The sequence below is a fragment of the Halorubrum sp. SD683 genome, assembly GCF_002135045.1.
GTDB lineage: Archaea > Halobacteriota > Halobacteria > Halobacteriales > Haloferacaceae > Halorubrum > Halorubrum ezzemoulense.
In genome coordinates, this window is sequence record NZ_NEWJ01000001.1 from 282340 (window position 1) to 308536 (window position 26197).

21 protein-coding genes are annotated in these 26197 nt (G+C 68.0%); 13 read left to right on the forward strand and 8 right to left on the reverse strand.

Features of this window, described 5'->3' with window-relative positions; translation table 11 throughout:
- Positions 1-73: 73 nt before the first annotated feature.
- Positions 74-1765: a histidine kinase N-terminal 7TM domain-containing protein gene (locus B9G49_RS01445; RefSeq protein ID WP_086215135.1), complete on the forward strand. Its 1692-nt coding sequence runs from the start codon at positions 74-76 to the stop codon at positions 1763-1765.
- 8 nt (positions 1766-1773) lie between these two features.
- On the opposite strand, the gene B9G49_RS01450 is transcribed toward B9G49_RS01445, so the two are convergent.
- Positions 1774-2118 (reverse strand): winged helix-turn-helix domain-containing protein, encoded by a 345-nt coding sequence (locus B9G49_RS01450; RefSeq protein ID WP_086215136.1) that lies wholly within the window; start codon positions 2116-2118, stop codon positions 1774-1776.
- 161 nt (positions 2119-2279) lie between these two features.
- On the opposite strand from B9G49_RS01450, the gene B9G49_RS01455 reads away from it, so the two are divergent.
- Positions 2280-2843, forward strand: coding sequence for a response regulator (locus B9G49_RS01455; protein ID WP_086215137.1), 564 nt, complete (start codon positions 2280-2282; stop codon positions 2841-2843).
- A gap of 4 nt (positions 2844-2847) precedes the next feature.
- Here B9G49_RS01455 and B9G49_RS01460 read toward each other — a convergent pair whose 3' ends face one another.
- Positions 2848-4380 carry a bacterio-opsin activator domain-containing protein gene (locus B9G49_RS01460; protein WP_198943789.1) on the reverse strand — a complete coding sequence of 511 codons (1533 nt, stop codon included), beginning with the start codon at positions 4378-4380 and terminating at the stop codon, positions 2848-2850.
- 2 nt (positions 4381-4382) lie between these two features.
- On the reverse strand, positions 4383-5354 hold the full coding sequence (locus B9G49_RS01465; RefSeq protein WP_233125141.1) for a HAMP domain-containing sensor histidine kinase: 972 nt from the start codon (positions 5352-5354) through the stop codon (positions 4383-4385).
- A 219-nt stretch (positions 5355-5573) separates the two neighbouring features.
- Here B9G49_RS01465 and B9G49_RS01470 point away from each other — a divergent pair, with 219 nt between their 5' ends.
- Positions 5574-6233 carry an AIM24 family protein gene (locus B9G49_RS01470; RefSeq protein WP_086215139.1) on the forward strand — a complete coding sequence of 220 codons (660 nt, stop codon included), beginning with the start codon at positions 5574-5576 and terminating at the stop codon, positions 6231-6233.
- A gap of 47 nt (positions 6234-6280) precedes the next feature.
- On the opposite strand, the gene B9G49_RS01475 is transcribed toward B9G49_RS01470, so the two are convergent.
- Positions 6281-7081, reverse strand: a complete 801-nt coding sequence (locus B9G49_RS01475; protein WP_086215140.1) for a TrmB family transcriptional regulator — start codon at positions 7079-7081, stop codon at positions 6281-6283.
- A gap of 438 nt (positions 7082-7519) precedes the next feature.
- Between B9G49_RS01475 and B9G49_RS01480 the strand changes: the two genes are divergently transcribed.
- From B9G49_RS01480 to B9G49_RS01495, 4 genes are all read left to right on the forward strand, one after another.
- The gene (locus B9G49_RS01480) at positions 7520-8830 is read left to right on the forward strand and encodes a site-specific integrase (protein ID WP_086215141.1); all 1311 of its coding nucleotides are present in this window, start codon (positions 7520-7522) and stop codon (positions 8828-8830) included.
- Positions 8831-9278: 448 nt separating this feature from the next.
- Positions 9279-11072 (forward strand): M28 family peptidase, encoded by a 1794-nt coding sequence (locus B9G49_RS01485; RefSeq protein WP_086215142.1) that lies wholly within the window; start codon positions 9279-9281, stop codon positions 11070-11072.
- The gene (locus B9G49_RS01490; protein ID WP_086215143.1) at positions 11072-11830 is read left to right on the forward strand and encodes an aspartate/glutamate racemase family protein; all 759 of its coding nucleotides are present in this window, start codon (positions 11072-11074) and stop codon (positions 11828-11830) included. The genes B9G49_RS01485 and B9G49_RS01490 overlap by 1 nt, the downstream gene beginning before the upstream one ends.
- 269 nt (positions 11831-12099) lie before the next feature.
- Positions 12100-13587: an amidase gene (locus B9G49_RS01495; RefSeq protein ID WP_086215144.1), complete on the forward strand. Its 1488-nt coding sequence runs from the start codon at positions 12100-12102 to the stop codon at positions 13585-13587.
- 109 nt (positions 13588-13696) lie between these two features.
- On the opposite strand, the gene B9G49_RS01500 is transcribed toward B9G49_RS01495, so the two are convergent.
- Together B9G49_RS01500 and B9G49_RS01505 are read right to left on the reverse strand one after the other, a co-directional pair.
- Positions 13697-14656: an LLM class flavin-dependent oxidoreductase gene (locus B9G49_RS01500; RefSeq protein WP_086215145.1), complete on the reverse strand. Its 960-nt coding sequence runs from the start codon at positions 14654-14656 to the stop codon at positions 13697-13699.
- A 59-nt stretch (positions 14657-14715) separates the two neighbouring features.
- On the reverse strand, positions 14716-16446 hold the full coding sequence (locus tag B9G49_RS01505) for a M28 family peptidase (protein ID WP_086215146.1): 1731 nt from the start codon (positions 16444-16446) through the stop codon (positions 14716-14718).
- Between the two features lie 281 nt (positions 16447-16727).
- On the opposite strand from B9G49_RS01505, the gene B9G49_RS01510 reads away from it, so the two are divergent.
- The 5 genes from B9G49_RS01510 to B9G49_RS01530 are packed head-to-tail and all read left to right on the forward strand — an operon-like array spanning position 16728 to position 22777.
- Positions 16728-18401, forward strand: a complete 1674-nt coding sequence (locus B9G49_RS01510; RefSeq protein WP_086215147.1) for an ABC transporter substrate-binding protein — start codon at positions 16728-16730, stop codon at positions 18399-18401.
- 41 nt (positions 18402-18442) lie between these two features.
- Positions 18443-19441 carry an ABC transporter permease gene (locus B9G49_RS01515; RefSeq protein WP_086215148.1) on the forward strand — a complete coding sequence of 333 codons (999 nt, stop codon included), beginning with the start codon at positions 18443-18445 and terminating at the stop codon, positions 19439-19441.
- On the forward strand, positions 19441-20391 hold the full coding sequence (locus B9G49_RS01520; protein ID WP_086215149.1) for an ABC transporter permease: 951 nt from the start codon (positions 19441-19443) through the stop codon (positions 20389-20391). Before B9G49_RS01515 ends, B9G49_RS01520 begins: the two co-directional genes overlap by 1 nt.
- Positions 20392-20393: 2 nt before the next feature.
- Positions 20394-21512: an ABC transporter ATP-binding protein gene (locus B9G49_RS01525; RefSeq protein ID WP_086215150.1), complete on the forward strand. Its 1119-nt coding sequence runs from the start codon at positions 20394-20396 to the stop codon at positions 21510-21512.
- Complete coding sequence (locus B9G49_RS01530; RefSeq protein ID WP_086215151.1) at positions 21509-22777, forward strand: ABC transporter ATP-binding protein; 1269 nt, start codon at positions 21509-21511, stop codon at positions 22775-22777. The genes B9G49_RS01525 and B9G49_RS01530 overlap by 4 nt, the downstream gene beginning before the upstream one ends.
- Positions 22778-22806: 29 nt before the next feature.
- Here B9G49_RS01530 and B9G49_RS01535 read toward each other — a convergent pair whose 3' ends face one another.
- Complete coding sequence (locus tag B9G49_RS01535) at positions 22807-23526, reverse strand: aspartate/glutamate racemase family protein (protein ID WP_086215152.1); 720 nt, start codon at positions 23524-23526, stop codon at positions 22807-22809.
- A gap of 124 nt (positions 23527-23650) precedes the next feature.
- On the opposite strand from B9G49_RS01535, the gene B9G49_RS01540 reads away from it, so the two are divergent.
- A complete protein-coding gene (locus B9G49_RS01540) occupies positions 23651-25162 on the forward strand; it encodes a carboxypeptidase M32 (RefSeq protein WP_086215153.1) in 1512 nt (503 codons plus the stop codon).
- A 37-nt stretch (positions 25163-25199) separates the two neighbouring features.
- On the opposite strand, the gene B9G49_RS01545 is transcribed toward B9G49_RS01540, so the two are convergent.
- Positions 25200-26099, reverse strand: a complete 900-nt coding sequence (locus B9G49_RS01545) for an alpha/beta fold hydrolase (protein ID WP_086215154.1) — start codon at positions 26097-26099, stop codon at positions 25200-25202.
- Positions 26100-26197 lie beyond the last annotated feature (98 nt).

Genomic DNA, 26197 nt, shown 5'->3' on the forward strand with positions numbered 1-26197 from the left:
GTCACGCTGAGGCCGACCGACTATCGGTGTCGTTACGGGGCCGCGGAACGCTTCGCACGACGAGAACGTCCCCATGATCCTCTCGCTCGCGGCCTCGCTGGCCGCCGACGCCGTCGCCGTCGCGCTGTTGGCGTGGGTGGCGTGGCGGGCCGCCGAGGACCGATCGCCGCCGAACGCGACCCCATTCGCCGCGATGGCCGCGGGGCTGTCGCTGTGGGCGGTCCTGTCGATGCTCTCGGAGCTCTCTCCAGTGTGGTCGGCCGGGGCGGGAGTCGCCGCGATCGCACAGATGCTGCCAGTCGTGTTCGTCCCCGGGATCTGGCTGGTGTACGTGCTCGGCTACACCGGGCGCGGCACCGGGCTGACGCGCCCCCGGATCGCGATGTTCGTCCTGCTGGCGCTCCCGCTGGTCGGCGCCGCCGTCGCGTTCGAGGGCGACCCCTCACGGATGGAGGTCATGCGCTCGCTCGCGTCGCTCGTGGGGACCGAACTGATGCTGCTGTTCGCCGTGTACACGTACGCGGCGTTCGTGTTCCTCAGGTACGGCTGGAACCACGGGCGCATCTCGAAAGGGCAGCTAGCGGCACAGCTCGGCGCCGTCTCCGCGCCGTACGTCGTCGGCACGTGGCGCGACGGGGGCCCGATCGTCGACGGCGTGACCGCCGGCCTCCTGCTCTCGGGGGTACTGCTTGCGGTCGCGATCCGGCGCTACCCCGTGTTGACGGGGTTCCCCAAAGCCGACTACGTCGCCCGGTCGCGGGTCGTCGAGGCGCTCCAGGAGGCCGTGATCGTCGTCGACTGGGACGGCCACGTGCTGGACGCCAACGCGGCCGCCGAGACGCTGTTCGATCGGTCGACGCGGGCGATGATCGGCTCGCCGGTGGCGTCGATCGCCGACGGGATCGACGAGGCGGCGCTCTCGCCCGGCGAAACCGGCGTCGTCACCCTCCGGACGACGAAGGGGCGCCGCCAGTTCCAGTTCACCGTCTCCGCCGTCGAGGGGGCCGACGACGGGGGCGAACCGGTCGCCAGGGCGGTGTTGCTCCGGGACGTAACCGACCAGCGCACCCGCGAGCAGCGCCTCTCCGTCCTCAACCGCGTGCTCAGACACAACGTCCGGAACAAGCTGGACGTGATCCTCGCTCACGCCGAGCACGTCGAGAACGAGACCCACCGGGCGGCGATCCGGGAGAGCGCCACCGAACTGGCGTCGCTCAGCCGGAAAGCCCGCGACGCCGAGGCGGTGATGACCGACAGCGTCGGCGCCCCCTCGACGGTCGATCTCGCCGACGTCGCCCGGGAGGTCGCCCGGAGCGCCCGCGAGGACCACCCCGAGAGCAGCGTTTCGGTCGAGGCGCCCGGGAGCCTCCCGGTCAGCTCCCACGGGACGGTCGTCCGCCGGCTCGTGAGCGAACTCGTCGAGAACGCGATCGTCCACGCGGACGACCCCGCACGGGTCGAGATCGAACTCGACACGACCGCCGACGGCACCCCACAGCTCCGTGTCGCCGACGACGGCCCCGGGATCCCGGACCGCGAACGCGAGCTGCTGACCGGGACGGGCGAGACCCAGCTCGAACACGGGCTCGGCGTCGGCCTCTGGTTCGTCAACTGGGCGGTCAGCCAGCTCGGCGCCGAGCTCGCGTTCGAGCGCGCCGACGCCGACGGGACCGTCGTCGTCGTCCGGTTCCACGGAGCCGAACTGCCCACGGGCGACGACGCTCCGGGGGGGCCGGCGAGCGACGACGACCCGAACGAGACGTGAGAACGCGACTACCTGTCGAGCGACACCGTCGCCTCGATACCGCCGTCGTCCAGCGAGATCGAGACGTGGCGGGCGGTCGCGACGAACTGCTCGCGGTGGTGGCCGTCGGGGGCGAGCTGGTACTCGCTGGTGACCAGGCCGGCGTCACGGAGCTCGTTGAGGCGCCGGTACGCCGTCGCCCGGGAGACGTCCGCCGCCTCGGCGACGGCCCGCCCACCGCGTGGGCACTCCGAGACCGCTTCGAACACTCGCCGGGTGTACTCGTCGCCGAGCAGGTCGAGCAGCTCCGCAGCCGCCGGCGCCGACTCGGTCTCGCTTTCGCGTTCGTGATCCGCTTGGAGGCTCACAGCCATACGACTGCGATGGCGCGGATCCCCCTTGGCCGGACGTGCCCAGTATCCAGACGACCCGTCCAGGCGATGGCTAACTATGCAGACTCCGCGGGCGGCGCCGACGCGGCGAACGAAACCAGTTATGGTGCTCCGGGGGTCACTCACGGCTAACGGCTCCCACCATGACGGACACCCCGAGGGTTCTCGTCGTCGACGACGAGAAGGAGGTCGCCGACGCCTACGCGCTCCGGCTCCGCGGCGAGTGTGACGTGGAGACGGCGTACGGCGGCCGGGAGGCGCTCTCGGTCGTCGAGGAGCGGCCGGTGGATATCCTCCTGCTCGACCGGCATATGCCGGATATCTCCGGCGACGAGGTGCTCGCGACGCTCGACGACCGGGGGTTCGAGGGCCGCGTCGTGATGGTGACCGCGATCGACCCGGAGTTCGACGTGCTGGAGCTGCCCTTCGACGACTACCTCTGCAAGCCGGTCGACCGCGAGGACGTCCGCTCGGTCGTCGACCAGCAGCGGCAGGTCCTCGCCTACGAGACGCTCGGGGCGTATTTCGGCGCGAAGTCGACCCGGACGGTGTTAGAAGCACAGACGACCCCCGAGCAGCGCGACGAGCACGAGGCGTTCCAGGCGGTCCGCGAACGGGCGGATCGGCTCGAAGAACGCGCGCGGCGGCTGCTCGACGACGACACGGTCCTCGAGGAGTTCGCGAGCGTCGACCGCGACGGACACTGAACGCCTACTCCGCACGGTCGTCGAACTCGTCGTAGAACGCGTCGAGCAGCTTCCGCTGGCTCGCGCGCAGGTGGTGGAGCAGCGTCGACCCCGTGATCCCGAGCGACGCCGCGACCTCCTCGGCGGTGCTCCCCCGCGGCGACTCGAAGTAGTCCGCGAGGTACGCCGTCCGGAGCACGGTCGCCTGTCGCTCGGTCAGCCGCTCGCCCAGCTCGTCCCGGAACTCCCGCGCCGTCGTCGGGGACCGTGTGCGGTCGCGCCGGGAGCGCACGGTCGCCGGCTCGCCGTCCCCGAGCGCGACCGCCAGCCGCCGAACGTCGGCGTCCGGGGAGAGTTCGACGACCACCTCGCCGGCCCCGTCCTCGAACGTCGCCGTCCGGATCGTCGCCCCCTGGGAGACGGCCTCGACGAGCGGGCTCCCCCCGCCGAGCGTGAGTTCGATCCGCCCGTGCTCCCCCCCGGCCTGCCGAACGACCCGACCTGCTTCGACGTTCGGCGTCGCCGTCGCCGCGTCGACGACCGCGTCCGGGCCCGCCCCCGCAACCGTGAGGAAGCAGTGGAGCCCGTCGTCGCCATCGGGGACCGTCCCGTCGAGCGTGAGTTCCGCCCCACAGCGGTCGCTTACGGCAGCGAGCGGGGAGGCCGTTCCGAGCTCGAACGTCACCTCGGTGATCGTGTCCGAGAGCAGTAGCCGGCGGTTCCGCGTCGCGTTGATCGCCAGCCCCGCGAGCTCGCCGAGCGCCTCGAAGCTCGACCGCTCGTGGTCGGTGAAGGCGTCCTCGCTCCCGGCATAGACGCCCACGACGCCGTACACGCTCGACCCGTAGGAGAGCGGCACTGCCAGCACCGACTGGATCCCGTCGGCGAACCCGGCGACTCGGACGGGCTCGGGCACCGACGAGGCGTCGCTCATCGACTCGACGACCTGCACGCGTCCGCGGTCGACGGCCCGCGCCTCGGGCGTCGTGTCGCCGTCTTCGATCGCCGCGCGGACCGCCGGGAACGTCTCGCCCTCCTCGCCGGCGACGCCCTCGACGACGGGCCCGTCGCCGGCGTGCTCGGCGGTCCACGCGAATCGGTAGCGGTCGGACGCGCCCAGCCGCTCCCGGATCGTCTCGGTGATCTCCGCCCGCGAGGCGGCGTCCACGAACTCCCGGAGCACGTCGGCGATCAGGCGGTCCACCATGGCGACTCGCTCGCGCTCGGCACGGAGACGGTCCCGCGCCTGCTCGTGGCGCTTGCGCTCGGTCACGTCGTCGACGTAGACGGTCGCGCCGCCGTCGTCCGGGACGACCGACACCGACAGCCAGCGATCGACCGTCGGGTAGTACTCCTCGAACGACGCCTCGGCCACGGACGCCCCCGCGAACGCCGCCGGCAGCGAGTCCGCGACCGACTGGGGGAACGCGCCCTCGATCGGCTTCCCGTCGGGGTCCTCGCCGGGCAGCAACTCCCGCGCCGCGTCGTTGGCCGCCGCGACGGTGCCGTCCCGAACCGTGATCACGCCGATCGGGGCCCGCCGGAGTCGGTCGTCCATCGTCACGCCCCCGTGTCGAACCGGATCTCGATTCGCGTGCCGCCCTGCTCGCTCTCGGCGACGGCGGCCGTCCAGCCGTGGGCCTCGGCGATCCGGTCGACGATCGCGAGGCCGAGCCCCGTCCCGTCGCCGTCGACGGTGTACCCTGGCGTGAACACGGCCGCCCGCTCGTCGGCCGGGATGCCGGGGCCGTCGTCGGCGACGGACACGCCGCTCCCGTCCGCTAGCGTGTCCACGCGAACGGTTCCGCCGTCGGCGGCGTGTTCCACGCAGTTCCGAAAGAGGTTCTCGAACAGCCGCCGGAGCCGGTCTGCGTCGGCCGTCACCGTCGGCAGCGACTCGTCGAGGTGGAGCGTCCACGCCCCGGTCTCGACGGACTGCCACGCGCGTTCGGCGGTGTCGCGGACGGGAACCGCCGGCTCGGGGTTCAGCGCCGCCTCCCCCCGGGCGAGCGTCAGCACGTCCTGGATGATCTGCTCCATCCGCTCGTGTGCGTCTTCGACGGCGTCGAAATGTTCGCTCTCCCCCGTCTCGCGTGCGGCCTCGAGGTGGGCACCCGCCACGTCGAGCGGGTTCCGCAGATCGTGCCCGATCGCGCTCGCGACCCGTTCCACCTCGATGTCGTCAGCGGGCGGCTCCGCCCCGTCGCGGTCGGCGAACACGATCGTCCCGCCGTCCGCGTCCGGCGCGAGCACGTGAGCCACGTACCTCCGGTCGTCCCCGTCCGATCCGAGCGCGAGTTCGACCGCCTCGCCGGCACGGAGCTGTGCCGCCGGGGACGCCTCTCCCGGCGACCCGACGGTGTCGAACCGCTCGAACACGGCCTCGATCGGCTCGCGCTCGGCGACGCCGATCGCCGCGTCGAACGCGTCGTTGGTCGCCGTCACCGTCGGGACGCCGTCTCGAACCTCGTACTGGCACACTGGCTCGGGATGGGCGGCGAGCGGGACCGCCATCGCGTCGGGGTCGCTCATCGCCACCCACGCGGGCTCGGACGTGTGGTCGGTCGAACGGCCATCTCGGTACGGACTGTGGGCGCGATCCGGTTTAACGTCTCCCCACCGCTGCTCGCCCTGCAACACTCCCCCGATCGGGGTGGTGAACGGGTCGCGAGCTAGCAATGCCGGCCGTGTTGCAGCCGTGGAAACACGGGGGAGGTTACTTCTACGGCGAAGCCGAACACCTTGCCGTTCATGGAACTCGACGAGTTCGTCGACGCGAACGCGCCGGATCCGAGCAGTAGCGGCTTCCGAAAAGTCAACAAGCGGCTGCTGGAGATCCCGTTCGACGGGGTCGCGATGGTGAAAGCCGGTTCGATGATCGCGTACACCGGCGAGGTGACGTTCACCGGGAAATCCTCCGCCGAGGGCGGTATCGCCGGCTTCGTCAAGGACGCCGTCAGCGGCGAGGGGACGCCCATCATGGAGGCCGAGGGGAGCGGCACGCTGTACGTCGCCGATCAGGGGAAGAAAGTCCAGATCCTCTCGCTCGACGACGGCGAGTCGATCTCGGTCAACGGGATGGACGTGCTGGCGTTCGAGGACGGCGTCGACTACGAGATCAACACCGTCGGCGGCCTCTCACAGGCGGCGGCTGGCGGGCTCACCAACGTGTTCCTCACCGGCCCGGGGGATGTGGCGATCACGACCCACGGCGACCCCGTGGTGATCCAACCGCCGGTGACGACCGACCCCGACGCCACCGTCGCGTGGAGCGCCAATCTCTCCCCCTCGATCGGGACGAACAAGACGATCGAGATCGGGCAGAAATCCGGCGAGATGATGCAGATGCAGTTCACCGGCGGGGAGGGGTTCGTCGTCGTCCAGCCCTTCGAGGAAGGCGGCCAGATGTGACCCGGGGGGCGCCCCGCTAACGCTGGCGATCACTGTACCGTTCGTCCTCACTTGGGCGGTTTATCGTTCCCCAGCCGCCACGTGAAGATCGCTTTCAGTACGACCACGAGACTGTTCGTCTCCCCGGCGCCCCAGATCGCCGTCTCCGACCGCGGGTCCGTCGGGGTTGCATCGGCGCCGTTGACGAGTACGCTCACGAGCGTCTGCGAGCCGTCGACCATCATGAGCCGGCCCGCGGGCGTGTCCGACCAGACCCACAGCGATTCGAACAGTTCAGCATCGGGGATCTCTTCCCGGATCCGGTCCTGGACGTCCGGGGAGACGCCGCCGAGGCTGATCGTCACCCCGCGCTCCGCAGCATCACGCAACACGCCGATGATCTCGTCGGTGAGCAGCCCCTCGACCGTCATGTAGACGATCTCGTCGTCCGCCTCGTCGATGAACTCGATCACGCGTTCGGTGACTGCTTCCTGGCCGTCGACGGTCCAGACGCCCCGCTGCTCCTCGCTCTGTTGGACAGGTTCGAGCTCGTCCAGCGCCGTCGTCAGGGTCGACAGCCGGTGACCCATCTCCTGTTCGAACTTCCGGGTCGTGGTGTCGGCCGAGATCGCCCAGAACTCCTTGGGCGAGGACTGCTGAACGTCGACCAACCCGAGCTCTTGGAGCTCCTCGATCGCGTCGTACACTCGGGTTCGAGGGACGTCGGCCACCCCGCTCACGTCTTTCGCCGTGCCCGTCCCCAGGCTCACGAGGGCGACGAACGTCCGCGCAGCGTACGCACTGAGGCCGAACTGTTCGAGCTGCTCGATCGCGGCCGAGCGGGGGTCGTCGAACGAATCGGGGTTCATAGTCCTTGAGTCGGTCCACTGGGAACCCAGCCACTGAATCTGGCCGGGGCCGGCACGCATCGGGCTGCGGTGGGACACACGCTCCGAGCCGGGTGTTGGGTTCGGTGTACGACCGTAGCTCGCATATCTCTTTTGTGATTAACCGAGTGAAGATCGTTGGTTGTAGAAAGCGACACCCGCTGTAGTCGCAACTTCTCCCTCGTCGAAGATCGATATTGCAGTATGTGATTTATAAATTCGGGAGGGTCCAGAAATACGTAGTAGGAGTCCTGAACCGTGACAATCGTCCGAACCAGGGTCGCTCCGCCGCTGCGACAGCTTACGCACGCTTAACTCACTAAGCGTGCGTAAGTTCTTTACTACCCGCCCCCGTCCCCCGAACCAACCCCAGTATCGATCCATGGACCCCTGCTACTCCCACCGAGAACCGTCGACCCGATGAGCCGGCGCGAGGCCTCGACGCCGATCGAACGGACGTTCCGGACGTTTCTCACCGACAAGGGGAAAGGCGAGGGCGGGAGCGACGGCGCCTACCGCCGCGACGCCGAGCGGGAGCTGAACCGCTTCCTGCGCTGGTGTCGGGGGAACACCCCTGATCCGGCGAACGCCTCGCCGCCCGAGTCCTGGAAGGGCGTCGTTCGGGACGCGAACCCCGGGGGCGAGGGCCGAGACGTCCGCTTCGCCGATCTCGACTCCACCGTGTTCGGGGATTACGCCCGCTACCTCGTCGTCTCGGGGTTCGCGAACGCGACCGTGCTCACGTACTACGCCTACGTCGCCTCCTGGTGTGGCTGGGCCGACGCACAGGGGTACGTTCCGCGCCACTACGCCCGGGAGTCCGACGCCGAGGACCCGCTGCCCGAGAGCACCGGCCGACGTCCCGGCGACCAGCAGGCGTGGTCGCCCGAGCAGCGCGACCGACTCACCCGGTACGTCGACGAGCGAGCGTCGGCGACCCTCGACGCCTTCGGCGAGATCGAGGTTCCCGCCGACGAGCGAGGGGATCCCGAGAGCGAGGCCGTCCGGGAGAAGGCTGACGCACGGTTCACCGCGTACAAGCGCTGTCGCGAGCGCGCGCTCGCGTACGTGCTCTGCTACACGGGGCTGCGCGCCGCCGAGTTCCTCGACGCGCCCGACGACGACCGGCCGGGACGGAACGGGATCCGCTGGGCGGACGTCTCGCTTTCGGACAACAACGTCACCGTCTACCGGAAGAAACAGCAGTGGGACGAGGCCTCCCTCCCCGATCCGGTCGTCGGGCCGCTGCGGCGCTACCGCCGACTGCTCGACGCCCCCGAGGACTGGCCGGTGTTCACGACGCTCCACCGCCCGTCGCTGGCCCGTCACGTGACGACGGGTCTCCGGGAGCGGGGGCTCTCTGCGACGGAGATCGACCGCCAGCGCGAGGGGAAACCCGACCTCCTCGTCGCCAGCGAGTTCGGCCTCGACGCGCCGCCGGCGCTGAAACCCAACGGCGCGCGCCGGGTGCTGCAGCGGCTCTGCGAGGCCGCCGAGATCGCGGTCGACGACGACCGCCACGAGTATCTCGCTCCCCACGGCGGCCGACGCGGGATGGGCGAGGTGATGGTCCGGGAGTTCGGCTACGCGGCCGCCGCCCGCTACCTCGACAACAGCGAGGAACAGGTCCGTCAGGCCTACCAGCACATCGAGGCCGCCGAACGCGCCGACATGGCGACGGAGGCGCTGTCGAACACCGACGTCCGTGTTCGGGACGACACGGGTGACTGATCGATCACCGACGATCGAACCGCAGTACGGTCGCCACCGCAGCGGCCTCAGCTACCTTCGCTACCGCACCTACCGTCCCTCCCGCACCTGGCGTAGCTACCGTAGCTGCCTTAGCTACCTTCGGTGCCTTATCTATCTTAGCTACCTCAGTCAATTGAGTCACCTTAGTCACCTTAGCTAACTCAGTCAGTTCAGTTCCCTCTCTAGACTCAGGTACTCCAGCTACCTTGGCTACCTTAGCTACCTCAGCTAAGTTAGCTGCCTACGGTGCCGTAGCTAGCTCACCTCCCTCAGCCAGCATCGGTAACTCAGCTACCCACTCCCACCTCGGTCGTCGACACTGTCCGACCCGCCACCGACAGCGCCGGAGGTGGCCGTCGACGGCCGACCTTGTTGGTCGTTACCAACGTTTATACCGATCGCCGCCGTCCGCGCGAACGCGAGCCACATGAGCCAGCCGACTACCAACAGGGACGCCCTCGACCAGTTCGAGCGGCGGCTCTCAGACGAGGTATCGATCGACGAACCGTGGGACCTGCTGGAGGAGTTCTCGACGCTCGAGCGTGTCTCCGGTAGCGCCGACGAGGTCACCGCCGCCGACTACATCTGTGACCGACTCCACGCCAACGGTATCAGCTACAAGCGCCACGAGCCCGAACTGTACATCAGCCAGCCCCACGACGCGACCATCGAAACGGTCGACAGGGAGTTCGAGCCCGGTCCGGTCAAGACGGTCTCGTTCTCCGCGTCGACGACCGTCTCCGGCCCCGTCGAGTACGTCGGCAGCGCGGGTGGCGACCTGCTCGACGAGGACGACGACCCGCGGGAGCCGTACCACGACGTGGGCGACCTCACGGGCAAGATCGCGCTCACGCGGGCCGGCAGCCTCTCGATCCGGGCGGTCAGCACGCTCTCGGAGAAAGGTGCGATCGGCGTGATCGCCATCCACGAACACGACCGCGAGCCGCACAACGGGATCGCGACGCCGATCTGGGGCGGCGCGCCCCGCTACGACGAACGGGAGAAGATCCCCGACGTCCCGATCGCGAACGTCACCGATCCCGACGGCGAGACGCTCAAGGAGTGGGCCGAGAGCGACGAGGGGCTCGAGCTCGAACTGTCGACCGACCTCACCACCGACTGGATGGAGTGCCCCGTCGTCGTCGCCGAGATCGAGGGCGAAGCCGACCCCGAGAACGACGAGTTCCTGCTGCTGCACGGCCACTACGACTCGTGGTTCGTCGGGATCACCGACAACGCGACCGGCGACGCGGGCCTGCTGGAGGCCGCGCGCGTGTTCGACGAGCACAGCGACGAACTCGACCGGAACCTCCGGGTCGCCTGGTGGCCCGGCCACTCCACGGGCCGGTACGCCGGCTCGACGTGGTACGCCGACGAGTTCGCCCAGGAGCTCGCCGAGAACTGCGTCGCACAGGTGAACATGGACAGCCCGGGCGCGAAAGACGCCACCGAGTACACCGACATGTCCTGCTGGACGCCGGAGGCCCACGAACTGGTCGGGGACGCGATCGACGACGTGACCGGCGCGCCGTACGAGGAGCAGTTCCCGTACCGTGCGGGCGACTACTCCTTCGACAATCTCGGCATCACCGGCTTCTTCATGCTCTCCTCGAACATCCCCGCCGAGATCCGCGAAGAACGGGGCTACCACCCCGTCGGCGGCTGTGGCGGCAACTCCGACGCGTGGCACGTCTCGACCGACACGCTGGAGAAGGCCGGCGAGGACGAACTCCTGCGGGATATCCGGCTGTACGTCGTCTCGGTCGCCCGCGTGCTGAACGCGGACGTGTTGCCGTTCGATCACGCCCGGAGCGCCGCGAAGCTCCGCGAGGCCGTCGAGCGCTACGACGCGGCTGCGGGCGATCGCTTCGACTTCTCGCCGACACTCGACCGACTGGACGCGCTGGAAGCGGAGATCGAGGCGTTCCATGAGGCCGCCGAGGCGGGCGAGATCGACGCCGAGACGGCAAACGACGCGATCACGTCGCTCTCGCGCGTACTGACCCGACTCTACCTGGTCGAGCGCGGGCAGTTCGAGCAGGACCCCGCGACCGGCCGCGAGCCGTTCCCGCGGTTCTCCGTCGCCCGGAAGTTCGAGGTGGTCGACGGCGACGAGGTCGGGTTCGTCCGAATACAGCTCACCCGCGAGCAGAACACCGTCGTGGGCGAGCTCGAGCGGGCGCGTTCGATCGTTGCGGACGCCACGGGGGGTGGTGTCTGATGGTCGACGTCTGCTACCTCGTCCCCGGGGTCGGCCTGCCGGACGACGAGAAGCAACGCCGCGAGCGCGTGGCGAACGAGCTAACGCCCGACCACGTCGACGTGACCGTGCTCGAGGCCGAGGGGCCCGGCCCGACGAGCATCGAGAGCGCCGTCGAGGAGTACTGGTGTGTAGTCGGCTCGATGAAAACTGCTCACCGCGTCCAGTCGGAGTTCGACGCGCTGGTGATCGGCTGCTTCGGCGACCCGGGGATCCGCGCGCTGCGGGAACTGCTCTCGATCCCGGTCGTCGGGCCCGCGGAGGCGACGATCCACACTGCGTCGATGGTCGCCGACCGGTTCACCTGGCTCACCATCCTCGAGGCGACGGCGCCGATGAGCCACGAGCAGGCCCACGAACACCATCTCGCGGATCGGTGCGTGAGCGTGCGCTCCGTCGACGCCCCCGTCGAGTCGATCGACCACGGCGACGACGACCTCGTCGAGCGCATGGTCAGCGAGGGAAAGGCCGCAGTCGAGGAGGACGGCGCCGAGGCGCTGTTCCCTGGCTGTATGAGCCTCTCCTTTGCCCAGCGACACGACGAGATCGAGGAGCGCGTCGGCGTGCCGTTCCTCGACCCCGCGAGCATCGCACTCGAACAGGCGGCCGCGTGGGCACGCCACGGCGTCGCCCAGAGCCCGAAAACCTACCCCGAGCCGAAGTTCGAGAAGCTCGGCGACCTGTTGGGGGAGCCCGCTGCCGTGGCGGACGACGACTGAGGCGCGACGGCGGGCAGTCGCGCCTCTGTGACGACTGAACCGCGGCGTCGGACAGCCGCGGTTCTGCGACGACTGAGGTACGGTGACGGTCAACCGTACCTCTGTACGACTGAGACACGGCGACGGACAGCCGTGTCTCTGTGACGATCGAGTCGCGGCTGCCCGTCGCTGCGCCCTCGGGGCGATTGGTTTTCGGACACATCTCTCCGCGTGACGATCGGGTACGACGCCTACGAAGCTATTTGGCGGCCCGGTTACGTGGAACCCCCATGGACAACGGCTCGTCCGTTACGGCCGACGACATCGCGCAGTACGCCGAGCGAGCGCGTCTCGATCCGGACCGCTTCGACCCGGACCGGCAGGCGGAAGCGATCGCCGCACAGGACGACCTCGTGGCTCGTCTCGACGAACTCGACGCCCTGACGGCACCCGAACGAAAGTACTGGGAGCCCGAGGAGAGGGAGGATCCGAACGGGGCGTTTCTATCAAGATGCGACCTGCAGCGAAGCGACGACGGCGTACTGGCAGGGTTGACGGTCGCCGTGAAGGACAACATCGCGGTCGCCGGGCTCCCGATGACCTGTGGGTCGCCCCTGTTCGCGGACCACGTCCCGGCGGAGGACGCGACGGTCGTCGACCGGATACTGGACGCAGGCGGGCGGATCGTCGGGAAGGCCAACATGGACGAGTTCGCGCTCGGCGGCGACGCCGCCACGATGCGGTTCCGGCTGGCGCGCAACCCCCACGACGCTGACCACCAGCCCGGCGGCTCCTCGGCCGGCAGCGGCGTCGCGGTCGCGGACGGCCTCGCGGACGTGGCGCTGGGGAGCGACACCGGCGAATCCGTCCGGTTCCCCGCCTCGTTCTGTGGCGTCGTCGGCCTGAAACCCAGCCGTGGACTCGTCCCGCTCACAGGGTTCGTCCAGTTCTCGAAGCTCAACGACGAGATCGGCGTGCTCGCGGGCACGGTCGAGGATGCCGCCCGGACGCTCGAAGCGATCGCCGGTCCCGACCCACGGGACGCCGCCACCGCCGGGGCGACTCCGGAGAACTACGCCGACGCGGTCGCGGGCGTCGACGCCGACACGGCAGCGACGCTCACCGTCGGCGTCCCCGACGAGCTGTTCGGAGGTGACCCGGCGGTCGACGAGACGGTTCGGGACGCCCTCGACGCCCTTGCGACCGCCGGCGCGACCGTGCGCGAGGTATCGATCCCGGACTTCGAGTACGCCATCCCCGCGTGGTGGACGATCGCGATGGCGGAAGTCGCGGCCTACGTCGAGCGGAACGGGACCAACTTCTGGCAGCGCTCGGTCGCCGACCCGGCGTTCGCGGCGGCCGTCGACGAGGCGCTCGCGGAGCGATCCGACGAGCTCGGCGACTACCCCGCGGACGTGTTCCTCTACGGCCAGCACCTGCTCGCGGACGACGGCCTCGAGTACTACGCGCGAGCCCAGCGTGCCCGGGAGCTGGTGACCGCCGGCGTCGACGACGCACTTGCGGGGATCGACGTGCTCGCCGGGCCGACGACGCCGATGGTCGCTCCCGCCTGGGAGGGCGAGAACTATCTGGAGGACAGCACGCTGGACGAGGCGGTCCGGACGACGGGGCCGTTCAACCTCACCGGCCACCCCGCCGTCTCGGTGCCCTGCGGCACGGAGTCGGGGCTCCCGGTCGGCCTCCAGTTCGTCGGCCCACGCGGCGCCGACGCGACTGCGCTCTGGGCGGCGGCGATCTGGGAGGCGGTCGACCGATAGGCGGTGCAACTACGCCCGGACGAAAGCCGTCCGCGGCGTCTCGAAGCTCGCACACACCGTCAGGGAAACGGCCAACACGGTCGAGGCGTTCCTCGACAGTCGAGCTTCGCTAGCGAAACGCCGGGACGACTTCGTCGGCGAACAGCTCGACGCCGGTCGGCTCGGGGAAGTCCACGAACTCCAGCACGACCTCGTCGACGCCGAGCTCGGCGTACGGTTCGAGCTCCGCGACGAGCTGTTCGGGCGTGCCGATCAGGTTGTTGTACGAGGCCATCGGGTCGTCGGGGTCCGGGTCGCGGAACCGCGGGACTTCGTCGAGGACCGCCTCGACTTCGGCCTCGCTCTCCCGGACGATACACCGCGCGAACCACGACACGTCGACGTCGTCGAACGCGGTACCGTACGTGTCGCAGTGAGCGCGCAACACGTCGAGCTTCTGTTCCATCACCTCGGTCGGCCCCCAGTAGTTCCACTCGTCGGCGTGTTTGGCGGCGATGCGGAGCGTGAACTCCTCGCCGCCCCCGCCGACCATGATCGGCGGCCGCGGGTCCTGCCGGGGGCGGGGCCGGCAGGTGGCGCCGTCGAGCTGGTAGTAGTCGCCGTCGTAGTCGACCGCGTCCTCGGTCCAGAGGCGTTTGGTGAGCTCGATCGTCTCCTCCATCGCGCGCAGTCGATCGGGCGCGTCCGGCCAGTCGTAGCCGTACGCGATCGCCTCGTCGGCCTTCCAGCCCGCGCCCATTCCGAGTTTGAGGCGGCCGTCGCTGACGTTGTCGAGGTCGGCGGCCATCTTCGCCAGCAGGGGGCCGTGGCGGAGCTCGTTGTTGACGGTTTTTGGGAACAGCGTCACCTCGTCGGTCGCGACGGCGAGGCCGGTCAGCGTCGTGAAACACTCCGTGGTCGCGTCGTCGCCCGCGAGCAGGTGGTCGGGGACGCCGAGCCCGTCGAAGCCTGCGGCCTCCACGGTTTCCGCGTAGGAGCGCTGTTTCTCCCAGGAGATCGAGTCACAGAATGCCAGCGTCGAGTACTCCGAGGCGCCGGCGGCCGTCGGGATGTTGGCTGCGAACCGCATCACCTCCACTATTCCCGAGTACGGGTAAAGAACTACCCCTGCAGCGAGTACGTAGCCGCCTACAGCGTCCGCCGGAGCCGCCGGAGCTCCGCCACGACGCCGTTTCGCGCCCGGTGGAGCTGCAGTTCGAGGAAGCGAGCGTCGTCGCCGTCCAGTTCGGGGAGTCGCTCGACGGGGGCGAGGCGAGGCAACGGCGGCCGGCTCTCGGCGGGGTCCTGCTCGAACTGCCCCTCGGTGACGAAGTTCAGCCGAGTGAGCGCCTTGACGAGCCTGTCGGCTGTCTGGGGGTACCCCTCGGCGTCGGCAAGCAACGCCGTCGCCGCGTCTCGCAGCGCGTCGAGTTCGTCGAGCACCGGCCCGAGGTCGAACGTGCTGGCCGCGTCGTACTCGGCGGCTATCGAGGCGAGGCGATCGATCGTCCGGATCGGGTCTGCGGGCCGCGCTGCGCGGCTCAGCCGGGCCGTCGCGAGCGTGTACACCTCGGTGTCGCGTTCCAGCACCTCGGGATCGGCCTTTTTGATCGTGTCGGTGGTGAGGTGCCACGCGTCGGCGTGGCCGCCAGAGCCGCCGACGGGGTGGTACCCCCGCTGTTCGCGGATGGACTCGGGGATGCTCGACTGGAGCGACATGCCCGGGATCCCGAGGTTGTTGAAGGAGTAGTCGCCCGCACGCGCCGGCCGGAACTCGGCGGTCGCTTTCCCGCTCACGTCGGCGATGGTTTCGGCTGCCACGTCGTGGACCGCGGCCATCCACTTCACCCGCTCGTCGTACTCGGTCGCGTCGGCGACCCCCGGCGAGTCGATGTTCACGTGCGCGACACAGTTCTCGGCGAGGTCGACCGCGAACTCGTCGGTGAACCACGTCGAGCCGGCGTATCTCCCCGTCGAGTGCCCGGGCCACCACGCGACCCACACGTCCCGGCGGAGGGCCTCACTGTGCTCGTCCAGCACGCGAGCGAGCTCCAGCAGCGCGGCGTCGCCGGTCGCGTTGTCGGTGACGCCGACGTGCCAGGAGTCGTAGTGGCCGTGTGCCAGCACGAACTCGTCGTTCTCGGGGGCGGCCTCGCCCTCGATCGTCGCCAGCACGAGCGGCGCCGTCTGCCACTCGGTCGTCGTCTCCGCGGCGACGGTGACTTCGGTGCCCTCGGCGGCTCGCTCGCGGAGTTCGTGGCCGTCACTCGCGGAGACGTTCGCGACGAGCAGGTCCGGGATCCGCTCTCGCTCGTCGTAGGGGGGTGCGCCACCCCAGACGGGCGTGACGATCCCCTCGTGGGGCTCGCGATCGTGGGGGTGGATGCCGACGAACGCCTCGGCACCCCGGTCGGCGAGTTCCCCGATCGCACTGATCGGGATGATCGACTCGCTCATCACCACTTTCCCCGAGAGGTCCTCGGTGAGGCCGGCGAGGGAGACCGAGAGCATGGCTTCGATCGACTCCATCTCGTCGTCGTTCTCCACGTAGACGAGCTCACCCTCGGCGGTGCCGTCGGCGGAGAACGAGACCGTCTTCGCCGACGCTGCCGTCCAGCCGTCGCCGGTGTCGACGCTCGCGCTGTGGGGCGTGCTCAGGTACAGTTCCGGTCTGAACACCTCGTGGTCGACGCCGAACTGATCGAGCCGGTCCGTCACGTACGCTGCCGCCGAGCGCTCGTCGTCGGTGCCCGAGACGCGCTCGAGTTCGGCGAACCGCTCGACGAGCGCCCACGGCTCGTCGGCCGAGATGTCGTCGACGATCGTGGCGTCGACACCAGACACCGACGGCTTCCCGTTCTCGTATAGTCGCTGACCCATACTCCATCTTCCGTACCCACGCCGTATAGTTTCTCGTACCTGACGGAGGGTGGCAGACCCTCGAGACCCCACCGACCAGCGCGGCGGCTGAAAGCGCGCCGAAGAGCGTCCGAGAGCCGATCCACCGATTCGGTCCCTTTACGGACGCCGTAGTTCCCGTGTCGGTACGGTATATTCGACGCCACGAGTTTTAACTTCCAGCCGAAACCACGGAAAGTATATTTCGTGGGGCGATCGCCCTATGACAAACCTTTAAATAAGCATAGGGGTAGGGTACACTCATGCCTGAGAATGATTGGCAAGACAACCGCCGGAAGTTCCTACAGGCCGCAGCGTCCGCGGGCCTGATCGGACTCGCCGGCTGTACCGGCAGCGGCGACGGGACGGCGACGGAGACTGACACCGACTCCGGGTCGTCCGGGGACGACGACACGGACGCGGCGACGTCGACACCGACCCGGGGCGGATCGCTGAACTTCGCACAGACTTCCTCCCCGGTGGAGCTCGACCCCGTCAACAACAACGGCGGGAACTACTCCATCATGCTGAAGAACTTGGTGTACTCGCCGGTGCTCGGCTACGACCGGAACACCAACCTCGTCCCGATCCTGGCCGAGGAGATCCCGACCCTCGAGGGCAACGAGTTCACGCTCAACCTCGACGCGGACGCGACGTTCCACAACGGTGATCCGGTGACCGCCGAGGACGTGAAGTACACGTTCGAGGCGACCGTCGAGGAGCAGACCAGCTACGCCTCCAACTTCAGCATCGTCGACACCATCGAGGTCGAGGACGACCAAACCGCCCACTTCACACTGACCGAGCCGTACGTCCCGATCCTCCACGCCATCGCACACCCGGTTGCGCCGAAGAGCGTCCGCGAGGAGGACCCCGAGGGGTTCGGTATCAACACGTTCGTCGGTTCCGGTCCGTTCGAGGTGACGGAGTTCGAGGAGAACGACCACGTCACGATGGCGGGCTGGGACGACTACTGGGGTAACGGCAGCCCCCACCTCGACGAGGTGACCTTCACGCCGATCAACGAACCCACAAACCGAGTGACCCAGCTCCAGACCGGCGAGCAGGACGTGATCAACCGCATCCCGCCCCAGTTCTGGAGCACGATCCAGAACATGAGCGACGCGAGCGTCATCGAGGGGCCCTCGCTGAGCTACCAGTTCGCGGCGTTCAACCAGAACGAGGGCGAGTGTGCCAAGCGTGACGTGCGGCTGGCCATCGACCACTGCGTCGACCTCGACCAGGCGATCGACCAGTACATCAAGCCAGGTGGCGGCCGGATGTACAGCCCGGTGCCCGCCTCCGTCGCGGAAGCGTGGGACATGCCCCTCGAGGAGTGGCAGAACAGCTGGGCCGAGAAGGACATCGACCGCGCCCAGGAACTGTTCGAGAGCGCCGGCGTTCCCGACGATTGGACCTGTAACATCATCGTCTCCTCGACCGAGAAGCGCCGACAGGTGGCGGTCTCGATCGCTAACGGCATCCAGGAAGCGGGGTACGACGCGCAGGTGCAGTACCTCGATTTCGCGACGATGCTCGACCGGTTCGACTCCGGCGACGCCAGCCAGGTCAACATCTACCTGCTCGGCTGGACCCGTGCCCCCGAGCCCGACCGGTTCCTCTACGAACTGCTCCACATCGACGGCGCGTTCCAGGGGCAGTACTACGACAACGACCGGTTCAACGAACTGCTGGCCGAGGCCCGCGTCACCCCCGAGCGCGAGCAACGCCGCGAGATGTACATCGAGGCGATCAACCTGTTCGTCGAGGACAGGGTCCACCTCCCGCTGTACTACACCTCCGTCTCGATGGGGGCCAAGGACTACGTCCAGGGGCTGAACCCCCACCCCGTCTCGACGTACAACCCGTACCTGTACGGCGACAGGAACAACACGAACGGCGACACCGAAGGCTCGAACGTCTGGATGGACCAGTAACCCCTCCCCCCGACGACGTTTTCGCACTCACGACGACATAGATGTCACACTTACGATACACCATCAAACGGCTGCTCCAGGCGATCCCGGTGCTCATCGGCATCTCGTCGATCACGTTCTTCCTGATCAACGCGATGCCGGGGTCGCCGGTGGAGGTGATGCTCGGGCCGACCGCGAGCGAGGAGCTCATCGCCGCCGCCGAGGAGCGTTACGGATTCGACCAGCCACTGCACGTACGGTACGTCAAGTACATTCTGGCGGCGATGGGCGGGGATCTGGGACGCAGCATCCACTACGGCGTTCCCGTCACGACCAAGATCATGGAGCGGCTGCCGGTCACGCTCCTGCTGCTCGCGTCGAGTTTCGCCTTCGCGATCAGCGTCGCGATCCCGCTGGGGATCGTCTCGGCCCGTCGCCGGAACCAGCCGGTCGACCACGGCTCCCGCGTCGTCTCGCTGATCGGCGTCAGCACCCCCAACTTCTGGATCGGGCTGCTGCTGATCATCGTCTTCGGCTACCACCTGCAGGTGCTCCCCTCGAACGGGTTGGTGATGCCGCTAACACCGATATCGGAGGTGGAGGGAGCCACCTCCAGGCTGGACGTGCTCGTCCAGACGGGCCGGAGCCTGATCATGCCAACAATCGCGCTCGGCACGCTCCAGATGGCAGCGATCTCCCGCATCGAACGGTCGTCGATGCTCGAAGTGTTGGGGCGTGACTACATCGACCTGGCCCGTGCGTTCGGCGTCAAGGAGTCGGTGATTACCCGGAAACACGCGTTCCGGAACGCACAGCTCCCAGTGGTGACCATCGTGGGGCTCCAGCTCACCTCCGCGCTGGGCGGGGCGGTGCTGACCGAAACCGTGTTCAACATCAACGGGATGGGCCGGCTGATCATTCAGGCGGTCCGCACACAGGACTACGCGCTCATCATGGGCACGACGCTGTTCTTCGGGTTCATGTTCGTGGTCGGGACGCTGATCACCGACCTGACCTACGCGTACCTCGACCCGCGTGTGACCTACGAGGGGGAGGAGTGATGGCGGCGGAAACACAGGAGGCCGACACGGAGGAGTACGAGTCCCGTGTCGGCGCGTCCTACACCCTCTCCCGACTGCTGCAGGACACGAGCGCCCGGATCAGCCTCGTGCTGATCGCGGTCATCTCCGGGATGGCGCTGTTCGCGTTCGTCGACGCCGAGTTCCTCGACTACCAGCTGGCGGAGACCTACCTCTACCACCCGCTGCGAAACAACGCGGGCACGCGCCCGCTGCTGCCGCCGGTCGGGCTCAGCAACCAGTTCGGTGAGGGTGTGTTAGCCCACCCGTTGGGTACCGACACGCGGGGGCGCGACATCGCGGTCCGGCTGCTGTACGGCTCGCGGATCGCCATCCAGATCGCGCTCGTCTCGACCACCATCGGCGTCGTCGTCGGAACCGCCGTTGGCGCCGTGTCGGGCTACTACGGCGGCTGGGTCGACGACGTGCTGATGCGGTTCGTCGAGATCCTCTACTCCATCCCGTTCCTGGTGCTCGTGATCGCGTTCATGGCCGCGTTCGGCCGCGAGCTGATCTACGCGATGATCGGCGTGAGCATCATCTCCGTCCCGATCTTCGCTCGGCTGATCCGCTCGGAGGTTCTCAGCATCCGCGAGGAGACGTACGTCGAGGCCGCCCAGGCCGCCGGCGTGAAAGACCGGAACATCCTGCTGCGACACATCATCCCGAACAGCTTCGCGCCGGTCGTCATCCAGACGACCCTCCAGATGGGGACCAACATCCTGATCGTCGCCGGGCTGTCCTTCCTCGGCTTCGGCGCCCAACCCCCCACGCCGTCGTGGGGACAGATGCTCTCGATCGCGCGCAACTACATGCTCCCGGCGCCGTGGTTCTCGGTCTGGCCGGGACTGGCCATCCTGCTCACCGTGATGGCGTTCAACATCCTCGGCGACGGGCTCCGCGACACGCTGGACCCGCGCCTCGAAAACTGACAATGACTGCAGACACTCCACTACTCAGCGTCGAAAACCTGCAAACCCAGTTCGACACCGCCGAAGGCACCGTTCGGGCCGTCGACGGCATCTCCTTCGACGTACACGAAGGAGAGATCGTCGGCCTCGTCGGCGAGTCCGGCGCCGGGAAGTCCGTCGCCATCTCGAGCATCCTCCGGCTGGTCGAATCCCCCGGCGAGATCGTCGGCGGCGAGATCCGGTTCCGTGGCGAGCCCCTACTCAGCTTCGAGGAGGGGCCCAACGGCGAGCGCCGTCGGAGCCCCGAGACGCTCTCGAACGAGGAGTTCCGCGAACGAATCCGGGGGCGGGAGATCGCGACGATCTTCCAGGACCCCATGGAGAGCCTCAACCCCGTCTTCACCGTCGGCGGCCAGCTCCAGGAGTTCATCGAGATCAACCGGGATCTCCCGCCGAAGGATGCCCGGGACGTCGCGATCGAGACGCTCCGTGAGGTCGACATCCCCAAGCCGGAGGACCGGTTCGACGACTACCCACACGAGTTCTCGGGCGGGATGCGCCAGCGCGTCCTCATCGCGATGGCGATCGCCTGCCAGCCGTCGCTGATCCTGGCCGACGAGCCGACGACCGCGCTGGACGTGACCGTCGAGGGACAGATCCTGAACTTGGTCTCCCAGCTGCAGGAAGAGTACGGCACAAGCTTCGTCTGGGTAACGCACGATCTCGCTGTCGTCGCGGACATCTGTGACCGTGTGAACGTGATGTACCTGGGCCAGATGGCCGAACAGGCCGACGTCCACGACCTCTTCGACGACACCAAACACCCCTACACGGAGGCGCTGCTGAACTCCGTGCCCCGCCCCGACAAAACCGTCGAGTCGCTCGACCCCATCGAGGGCGTCATGCCCGAGGCGATCGATCCGCCCTCTGGCTGTCGGTTCCACCCGAGATGTCCGGACGCCCGCGAGGTCTGCCGCGAGATGAACCCCGACTCGCGGAACGTGAGCGGGACGGGAAGGGGGCACAACGCCGCGTGCGTGAAACACGACGCCTTCGACGTGGACTACGAGAACAGCACGCCGATACAGTCCGAGAGCGACGAGTTCGGTGAGGATCTGCAGGTGACGGAGGAGAGCCGATGAGTGGGGTCGGGACGGGCGAGCCGATCCTGCGCGTCGAGAACCTCAAGAAGCACTTCTCGACGGGTAGCGGCGTGTTCGACACCGTCGAGCTCGACCTGAGCGGCGGGTTCCCGCTGAAGCGGACGATCGAGCACGTCCGGGCCGTCGACGACGTCTCCTTCGAGATCGAGCGCGGCGAGACGCTCGGGCTCGTCGGCGAGTCGGGCTGTGGGAAGTCAACGCTCGGACGGACGATCCTGCGCCTGCTCAAGCCCACCGAGGGGAACATCTACTTCAAGGGCCGGAACATCGCCGACCTGGACAAGGGCGAACTGCGGCGCACCCGCAAGGACCAGCAGATGATCTTCCAGGACCCGCAGTCGTCGCTGAACCCCCGGATGAAGGTCGGGCCGATCGTCGAGGAGCCGATGCAGGCCCACGGGCTCTACGACGACCGGCGGGAGGAGCGCACCCGAGAACTGCTGGAGGCGGTCGGGCTCGACCCCCAGCACTACAACCGCTACCCGCACCAGTTCTCCGGCGGCCAGCGCCAGCGGATCAACCTGGCGCGCGCGCTCTCGGTGGATCCGGATTTCATCGTCTGTGACGAGCCAACCAGCGCGCTCGACGCCTCCATCCAGGCGCAGGTGCTCAACACCATGCGGGAGCTCCAGGACGAGTTCAACCTCACTTACCTGTTTATCAGCCACGACCTCTCGGTGATCCGCCACATCTCCGACCGGGTCGCGGTGATGTACCTCGGCCGGATCGTCGAGCTGGCCGAGAAAGAGGAGCTGTTCGAGGACCCGAAACATCCTTACACGCGGTCGCTGCTGTCGGCCATTCCGGTGCCCGACCCCTCGCAAGCCGGGTCACGCACGATCCTGCAGGGGGACGTTCCCGATCCGGTCGACCCGCCCTCTGGCTGTCGGTTCCGGACACGCTGTCCGGAGCTGATTCCCCCGGAGGCGTACGCGCTCGAGGGCGACGCTTGGGCGGCCGTCCGGGAGTTCATGCGCGCGGTCAGACGGCAGGCGTTCGACCCGACCGACCGCCGGGCCATCGAGGCCGAGTTCTTCGACGGCGTGACCGTGGGTGGTGACGCGGGCGTGATCGTCGACGACGCGATCGAAGACGTCCTTGCCGGGGAGTGGGAGACCGCCACGGAACTGCTCACGGAGTCCTTCGCCGAGCAGAGCGTCTGTGCTCGGAGAGAGCCCGCGTACGAACTCGAGTCGTCTCGGGGCGGGACTCGCTACGCCGCCTGCCACCTCCACAGGGAGTAGTGAGTGTCGCCTCCCGACTGCCTCTCAGGCTACTCGAACAGGCTCGCTTCGCGCTCCTCGGAGAACGCCGGGTAGGTGACTCGGCTGTGGTTCAGCCCCTGTTCGGCCCACATCGCGGCCGTCCCGAGGCTGACGCGAACGGGGTCCAGGAACGGCACGCCGAGCTCCTCGGCGACGCGGTCGTGGACCTGCATGAACGCGAGACTCATGCAGCCGGGAACGACCGACTCGGCGCCGTCCTCCTCGACCGTCGCCTCGGCCTCACGTACCATCTTCCGGACCACCTCCTCGGACTCGTGATCCACCTCGAGCACCCCCTGCTCGACGACCCGGACGCTCGCCAACTGCCGGCCGAGGCCGTCGGCGAATATCTGCCGTCGTTTCGAGGCCGGCGTCGAGCGTATCGTGAGACAGGAGAACCGGTCGGAGAGCTGTGCGGCCGTGTGGAACGTCGACGACGCCGGCCCGACGACGGGCTTGTCGACGAACTCGCGGGCGGCCGCGAGCCCCGGGTCGCCGAAGCAGCCGATGACGAACCCGTCGTACTCGTTCTCGTGCTCCCTGAGCAGGCCGAGCAGGCTCCGCACACACCACTCGTGTTCGACCTCGCTCTCGATCGAGAGCGGGCCGTCGTCGGCGTCGACGACGGTGACGCTGGCGTCGGTCAGTTCGTTGGCGATCCCCTCGCGGCGGTCGAGCTCTGCGGCGTCCAGTCCCCGCCCTGGGACGAGGTAGGCTACGTCGGTCACGGTTCGACCTGACGGGTGTACCGCGATAAAGCTACCTCCGGATCTCCCGAGCGTGGACGGGGGAGATACCGGCCAGCGTGACGGGGAGAGGTAGCTTTTCATCGTTGTACGGTAACGTACCCCTATGGCCGAGAACTCTCCGGCGGCGGCGTACCAACAACTCCTCGACCGCGCGGAACGGGTCGGGACACTCGAAACGATGGACAACCTCCTGTTCTGGGACCAGCAGGTGATGATGCCCCCGGGCGGGACGCCCGCCCGGTCGACCCAGCGCGGTCTCGTCTCCTCGCTGCAGCACGAGGCGCTCACCGGCGACGACGTGGAGGCGTGGCTCGACACTGTCGACGACGCCGACCTCGACGACGACCAGCAGGCCGTCGTCCGGGAGGTTCGCCGCGAACACGAGCGCAAGGCGTCCGTCGATCAGGACCTCACCGAGGCGATCAACGCGGTCATCTCGGAGGCCAACGACGCGTGGGAGGAGGCCAAAGCAAACGACGACTTCGACACGTTCGCTCCCTACCTCGACGAGCTGCTGGAGCTCAAACGCGAGCAGGCCAACCAGATCGATCCCGACAAGGAGCCGTTCGCGGTGATGCTCGAGGAGTACGAGCCCTACGTCGGCGTCGAGACCGCCGAACGCGTGCTCGATAACCTGAAGGAGGCGCTCGTCCCTCTCATCGAAAAGATTCGGGCGAGCGACGTGGACCCCTCGGGCCCGTTCGTCGACCGCGGCCCGTACGACGAGGACACCCAGATGGCGCTCTCGGAGGACGCCCTCTCGTTCGTCCAGTGTGACTGGGACCGCGCGCGGCTTGACACGTCGCCGCACCCCTTCTCCTACGGGAACCGGTACGACATGCGCATCACAACCCGGTTCCACGACCACTCGCCCGTCGACGGGCTGGACAGCTCGCTCCACGAGTACGGGCACGCGACCTACGAAATGGGGCTCGACGAGGACGCGTTCCCCGGCCCGCTGGGCCAGTCCCGGAGCCACTCGATCCACGAGTCACAGAGCCGCTTCTGGGAGAACCACGTTGGCCGTTCCGAGGCGTTCTGGGAGCAGTTCCTCCCGATTGTACAGAAGCATTTCCCCCGGCTCTCGGACGTGACGCCGCGGGAGGCGTACGAGGCCGCCAACCAGGTGTACGAGGACAACCTCACCCGCGTCGAGGCCGACGAGGTGACGTACCATCTCCACATCGTCGTCCGGTTCGAGATCGAACGCGCGCTACTGAACGGCGAACTCGAAGTCGAAGACGTGCCCGAGGTATGGAACGACAAGTACGAGCAGTACCTCGGCATTCGCCCGGAGAACGACAGCGAGGGCTGTCTACAGGATATCCACTGGAGCATCGGCCGGATCGGTACGTTCCAGGGCTACTCGCTGGGTACGGTGTTCTCCGCCCAGCTCCAGCACTCCCTCGAGGCGGACTTCGACGCCCCGCTCGATGAGCTGGTCCGGGACCGACGGTTCGACGAGATCCGACAGTGGATGGAGGAGCACGTCCACCGCCACGGGAAGCGCTACCCCACCGACGAACTGCCCGCGGCGGCGACGGGCGAGCGGCTCACCACCGAGTACTTCGTCGACCGCATCACGGAGAAGTACGCCGACATCTACGACCTGTAGCCGGCGACGCGGGAGGCCGTAACCGGCGACAATCCCCTCAGTCGTCGCCGTACGGGTCGCCGAAGCCGATCTCGTCGAAGAACTCCCGGACGCGGGCGAGATACTCCTCCTGCTGGTCGAGGTTCGGCGAGTGGCCGCTCTCCTCGAAGATTTCGAGTCTGGAGTCCGGCAGGAGTTCGGCGATCTCGATGCTCGCCTCCGGCGGGGTGATCCAGTCGTGGCGGCCGACGGTGACCAGCGCCGGCACGTCGACGCCCGGCAGGTCGTCGGTGTAGTCCATGTTCGGGTAGGCGTTGGTGAACATCTCGTTGTGGGTCTCGTGGTGGAAGTCGCGCTCCGCGGTCGACTCTTTGGCTGCCTCGACGTCGAACTCGTCGAGGTTCGGCGCGTAGAGGGGGAGCATCCCCAGCCAGATCCGTTCGAACTCCGCGTCGGACTCGACGTTGCCGTCCATTACGGTCATGAACTCCTCCCAGGTGATGTCGGGGAGGTCGAAGTTCCGGGCCTTCATCTCGTCCCAGGACTCTCGGGCGTTCTCGACGGAGTTGTCCTCGTAGGCGTTCGACGCTGCGGTGTCTCGGAGGACGAACCCCTCGAAGTAGTCGCGGTCACCGAAGCGGATGGCGTACTCCTGGGTGATGAAGCCGCCGTAGGAGCCGCCGATGAGCACCACCTCCTCCAGGCCGAGATGCTGGATCAACCCATCACAGTCCTTCGCGTACTGTTCGTTCGAGTATGGTTCGGTCAGGCTCGATTGTCCGCAGCCCCGATGGTCGTACACCACCAGCCGGTAGCTGTCGGTGAGCGCCTCGAACGCCTGCTTCCCCTTCTGGTGGTCGCTGATGCCTGGCCCGCCGTGCAGCGAGACGATAGCGGGCGCGTCGTCCGGGCCGTGGACCTCGTAGTAGAGGTCGGCTCCGTTGATTGCTGCGTACACGGAGTACCGATCCCGTCGCCACAGCAAATAGCTTGTGTCACGTTCCCACGGGACGGCGCCCACGCCTCACTCGTGTGTGATGGTGTGGCGACCCAAAT